This is a genomic window from Burkholderia sp. Ac-20345, assembly GCF_017104825.1.
GTDB lineage: Bacteria > Pseudomonadota > Gammaproteobacteria > Burkholderiales > Burkholderiaceae > Burkholderia > Burkholderia lata_B.
This window is the reverse complement of the sequence record NZ_JAAGPO010000362.1, coordinates 1-4,560: the sequence shown is the minus strand read 5'-3', so window position 1 is coordinate 4,560 and position 4,560 is coordinate 1. Positions and strand designations below refer to the sequence as shown.

General features: G+C 67.1%; 5 protein-coding genes and 1 pseudogene. 1 reads left to right on the top strand and 5 read right to left on the bottom strand.

Annotated features, from left to right (window positions below; translation table 11 throughout):
- Together G3O06_RS46550 and G3O06_RS46545 are read right to left on the bottom strand one after the other, a co-directional pair.
- Window positions 1-963: an ion channel gene (locus tag G3O06_RS46550; RefSeq protein ID WP_175000502.1), complete on the bottom strand. Its 963-nt coding sequence runs from the start codon at window positions 961-963 to the stop codon at window positions 1-3.
- A gap of 178 nt (window positions 964-1,141) precedes the next feature.
- The gene (locus G3O06_RS46545) at window positions 1,142-2,158 is read right to left on the bottom strand and encodes a sulfate ABC transporter substrate-binding protein (protein WP_205820113.1); all 1,017 of its coding nucleotides are present in this window, start codon (window positions 2,156-2,158) and stop codon (window positions 1,142-1,144) included.
- Between the two features lie 451 nt (window positions 2,159-2,609).
- Here G3O06_RS46545 and dapA point away from each other — a divergent pair, with 451 nt between their 5' ends.
- Window positions 2,610-3,503 (top strand): 4-hydroxy-tetrahydrodipicolinate synthase, encoded by an 894-nt coding sequence (gene dapA, locus G3O06_RS46540; RefSeq protein ID WP_205820112.1) that lies wholly within the window; start codon window positions 2,610-2,612, stop codon window positions 3,501-3,503.
- A gap of 56 nt (window positions 3,504-3,559) precedes the next feature.
- Here dapA and G3O06_RS46535 read toward each other — a convergent pair whose 3' ends face one another.
- The 3 genes and pseudogenes from G3O06_RS46535 to G3O06_RS46525 form a co-directional block, all read right to left on the bottom strand.
- Complete coding sequence (locus G3O06_RS46535; RefSeq protein ID WP_174974035.1) at window positions 3,560-3,940, bottom strand: type II toxin-antitoxin system VapC family toxin; 381 nt, start codon at window positions 3,938-3,940, stop codon at window positions 3,560-3,562.
- The gene (locus G3O06_RS46530; RefSeq protein ID WP_174917175.1) at window positions 3,940-4,149 is read right to left on the bottom strand and encodes a hypothetical protein; all 210 of its coding nucleotides are present in this window, start codon (window positions 4,147-4,149) and stop codon (window positions 3,940-3,942) included. The genes G3O06_RS46535 and G3O06_RS46530 overlap by 1 nt, the downstream gene beginning before the upstream one ends.
- Window positions 4,150-4,264: 115 nt before the next feature.
- Window positions 4,265-4,560, bottom strand: a pseudogene (locus G3O06_RS46525) (LysR family transcriptional regulator); the annotation flags it as partial.

Sequence of the window (4,560 nt, the reverse complement as noted above, 5' to 3'; positions counted from 1 at the left end):
CTACGCGGCCGGGCCCGACGCCGCGGCGCCGGCGTTGACCACCGCACCCGGCGAGCCGCGCTCGTCGGTATCGGTGTCGACGGGCACCACTTCATGAAAATGCGTGTAGTCGATGTGCGTGATGCCGTCTTCGTCGTGCATCAGGTCGACATAGCGGTGACGCCAGCGGATCTCGCCATGCTCCCAGGAATGACGCGCCTGCATCACCTGCGCGGTCGTCTCGTCCGAGCCTTCGATCGTGATCAGCAACGACGCGTCGCGCGCGGCGAGCGATTCGGGCGTCTCGCCGAACAGCGCGCTCGATTCGTCGATCACGTGCATCAGGTTCCAGCCGAGCAGGAAAATCGGATGCTCGCTGCGCACGAGCGGCAAGTCGTGGATCTTGCGCAGCGTATAGCCCTCATGCGTGCCTTCGATGCGCATCAGCCGCAGTTTCGCTTGCGCCTCCGCAATCACGTTCTGGCGCGCATTCGCGGCGCGCACCATCAGCGTCATCCGGCCGTTCAACGGCCGGACGATCGCGTAGCGCGCGAACAGGATCTTCGCCTGCGGTCGCGAAAACCGCGCGAACACGAGCCCCGTGGCCATCGCGATGCCCGACATCCCGACGAAGATCTCGAACGTCGCGACCAGGTGCGCATAGACGGTCTGCGGATGCATGTCGCCATAGCCGACGGTCGCGAGTGTCTCGACGCTGAAGAAGAATGCGCCGCCGAATCCGGCCGGCGACTGGTTCGCGATCGGCGCGTGGCCAAGCATGTAGAGCGTCGCGAAGCCGCCGTTGAGCAGCAGGAACAGCACCGCGAGCGACAGGAAGAATACGGGCCAGCTCACCGTCAGCGCGCGGTGATAAAGGTCGCGCCAGCCGAGCGGCGGCATCCCGTACGCGATGACCGGGCGCGTGCCCGACCAGATCTTGCGGCCACGGCCGCGGGAGGCTGGGGAGGACGAATCGACATTCATCGCGCGGCGCCGGAAGCAGGAAGGCGATGAGCGTAGCACGCGCGGCGGCGGCCGGGTATGCGTGCCGGTTCGGAATGGAAATCCGCCGCGCCGCCGGCCGAGCGGCACAAAAAAGCCGGTCGCGGAAGCGGCCGGCTGCGTCGTCAGCGTGCGGACAAGCGCGCGGTGCGCGCGGCGCTCACTTCCGGTCGACGATCACCTGGTCGAACGTGCCGCCGTCCGCGAAGTGCGTCTTCTGCGCGTTCGCCCAATTGCCGAAGACCTGCTCGACGCTGAACGTCTTCAGCGGCTTGAATTCGGCCGCATGCTTCTTCAGCACGTTCGCATCGCGCGGGCGCAGATGGTGCTGCGCGATGATCTCCTGCGCTTCCGGCGTGTACAGGTAGTCGAGATACGCCTGCGCGACCTTGCGCGTGCCCTTCTTGTCGACGACCTTGTCGACGACGGCGACGGGCGGTTCCGCGAGGATGCTCGCCGACGGATACACGGCGTCGAACTGGGCACCCGATGCGCCGGTGTCCATCAGCGCGACTTCGTTCTCGAACGTGACCAGCACGTCACCGATGCCGCGCTGCGTGAACGTCGTCGTCGCACCCCGGCCGCCGGAGTCGAGCACCGGCACATTGCGGAAGATCGCCTTCTCGAAGTCGATCGCCTGCTGGTCGGTCGCGCCCTTCTGTTTCTGGAAGCCCCACGCGGCGAGATACGCATAGCGGCCGTTGCCCGACGTCTTCGGGTTCGCGATGATCACCTGGACACCCGGCTTCGCGAGATCGCTCCAGTCCTTGATCGCCTTCGGGTTGCCTTTGCGCACCAGGAACACCATCGTGGTCGAGTACGGCGAGCTGTTGTCCGGGAAACGCGCACGCCAGTCCTTCGGCAGCAGCTGGCCGCGTTCGGCGAGCAGGTCGATGTCGTTCGGCTGGTTCATCGTCACGACGTCGGCCTGCAGCCCCTGCAGCACCGACAGCGCCTGCGCGCTCGACGCGCCGTGCGACTGCTTGATCGCGATCGTCTCGCCGGTCTTCTGCTTGTAGGCTGCGGCAAAGCCCGCGTTGATGTCCTTGTACAGTTCGCGCGTCACGTCGTACGACACGTTCAGGATCGACGTATCCGCGTGCGCGGCCGTCGCCGCCACGACCAGCGCCGCCGCGCCCGTGTGCAGCCAGCGGCCGATCCCCTTCATGCTTGCCATCGTGATATGCCCCGTTTCCAGTGGTGGTGAATGTGCGTGACGGCACGCGTACGCGCTGTCATCGAAACGTAAGCGGGCATTCTAGCGGCCGGGCCCGGTGCCCTTTCCAATCAGTCGTGGAAAGCAAATCTCGAATCCTGCTAAACGGCGGCGGACGCTCGCGCGCGGATCGGATCCGGTGTTAAGATCGCCGCTCAGCCCACTCACGGTTCCTCCATGTCCGCTGCCCTGCGCTCGCTTCCGATCCTCGCCGCCGTTGCGGCAGGTGCGCGCGCGGCCGGGCTGAAACTGAAAAAACGACTCCTCGACTGACGGGGACGTCGCGTCCCGTCAGGCGAATGCCGGACGGGATGCCCGCAGGTCGTTTCTTTCTCCTTGCTCGCACGCCTCGCTCCGGCCCTCCGCCGGCGGAACGGTTCCTTCCCACTCCGTTTCCACCATGAGGCTTTGCATGAACACACGTTTCGAAGGTATCTGGCTGCCGATCATCACGCCGTTCCACCACGGCGAAGTCGACCATGCCGCGCTCGCGCGACTCGCACGCCGCTATGCGGCCGCGGGCATCGCAGGCTTCGTCGCGGGCGCGACGACCGGTGAAGGCGTGTTGCTCGACGCGCGCGAACAGGACGCGGTGTTCGCGACGCTGCGCGACGCGGCACCCGGCCTGCCGATCGTCGTCGGGCTGACCGCGAGCGCGACGCATTTCGCGGCCGCCCGCGCGCGCGAACTCGCGGCATTGCGGCCCGACGGGCTGCTCGTCACGCCACCCGTCTACGTGCGGCCGACGCAGGACGGTATCCGCCGTCACGTCGAGGCGATCGTCGACGCGGCCGACCTGCCGGTGCTCGTCTACAACATCCCGTACCGCACCGGCGTGAACGTCGAACTGGACACGCTGCAGGCACTTGCGCGCGACCCGCGCGTCGCGGGCATCAAGGAATGCGGCGGTACGCTCGACCGGATGAGCCGGCTCGTGCACGACACGCCGCTCGCGATCCTGTCCGGCGACGACAACCAGAATTTCGCGGCGATGTGCGCCGGTGCGCACGGCGCGATCGCGAGCAGCGCGCACGTGCTGCCCGAATGGCATGTGCGTATCCATGCGCTGCTGCGCGACGGCCGGCTCGCCGATGCGCGGCGCCTGTCGGTCGCGCTGCAGCCGCTCGTCGCGGCACTGTTCGCGGAGCCGAACCCGGCGCCGGTGAAGGCCGTGCTGGCAGCGCAAGGATGGTGCGAGGACGGGTTGCGGCTGCCGTTCGTGCCGGCGAGTGAAGGGTTGAGGGAGCGGCTGGCCACCATCTGTGCGGAACTGGCCGAAATCGAGCCGGATGCAGCGGCGGCATGAACCGCGACGCCACGTCGGGCCCAGGCGACCGATGGCTTTCGCCCCGACAGATTGCTTCAAACTGTCAGAACGAGAGACAGGTCGTACCGGGCAAGTTGTGCATCGGCCGTCACGAGCTGAAGCGGCTCGAGCCGGGCCTGCGCGACCAGCAAGCGATCGAATGGATCACGATGATGGTGCGGCAAATCACGAACCGCGGCCCCATGCACGGCCCGAACCGGTAGCTCGCGAATCCCGCTTGAGCCGATCGCGCGGATCAGCTTGCCGACGTCGATATCGAGCTTCCCCAGGCCGGCCTTGATGGCAGCCTCCCAGATACTCGCGCTGCTGACGAAACGTTCGTCGGCGGCCGAGATCAGTCTGCGCGCCCGTGCGCTGAGCTTGGGGTCATTGGTCACGATCCACAAAAAGATGTGCGTATCGAGCAACAGCCGCATCAGCGCCCTTCAAAGGCGTCCAGCAGACAATCGGGCAACGGGGCATCGAAGTCGTCCGCGATCCACGCCTGCCCTTGCAGGACACCAAACCGAACGGGCGGATTGGTAGGCACCGGTGGATCGGCTGACGCCCCGTCACCCCGGATCGCGGCATCTGCCCTTTGAACCGGATCGACCGCACTGGCGCCCGGCGTATTTGCGTTTTGCATGATGACCTCCGTTTCAAGTGATCATCACTGTAGTCAGGTTCCCCCGATCGATCCATTCGACCGTTCGGCAGAGGGACGGGAGAACCGCAACCCGCGGCGGCAATCGAGCGTTTCGTCACGCCGCCAACGCCGCCCCCTCCGTCGCATCCCGCACCGCCTGCTTCACGATCCGCGCGAGCCGATCGACGGTCGGCGTCGCCGATGACGTGCGCCGCAGCAGGATCAGCGGCAGGCCCGGCAGTGCCGGCAACCCGCACGAAGCCGCATCGAGCACGCGCACCGAAGCGGGCAGCCCGTAGTGCGAGCGCACCGTCAGCCCGAGGCCGGCCGCCGCCGCGGCCCATAGCCCGGCAAGACTCGGCGTCGTGAATGCGACGCGCCACGGCACGCCCGCACGGTCGAGCGCGCCGA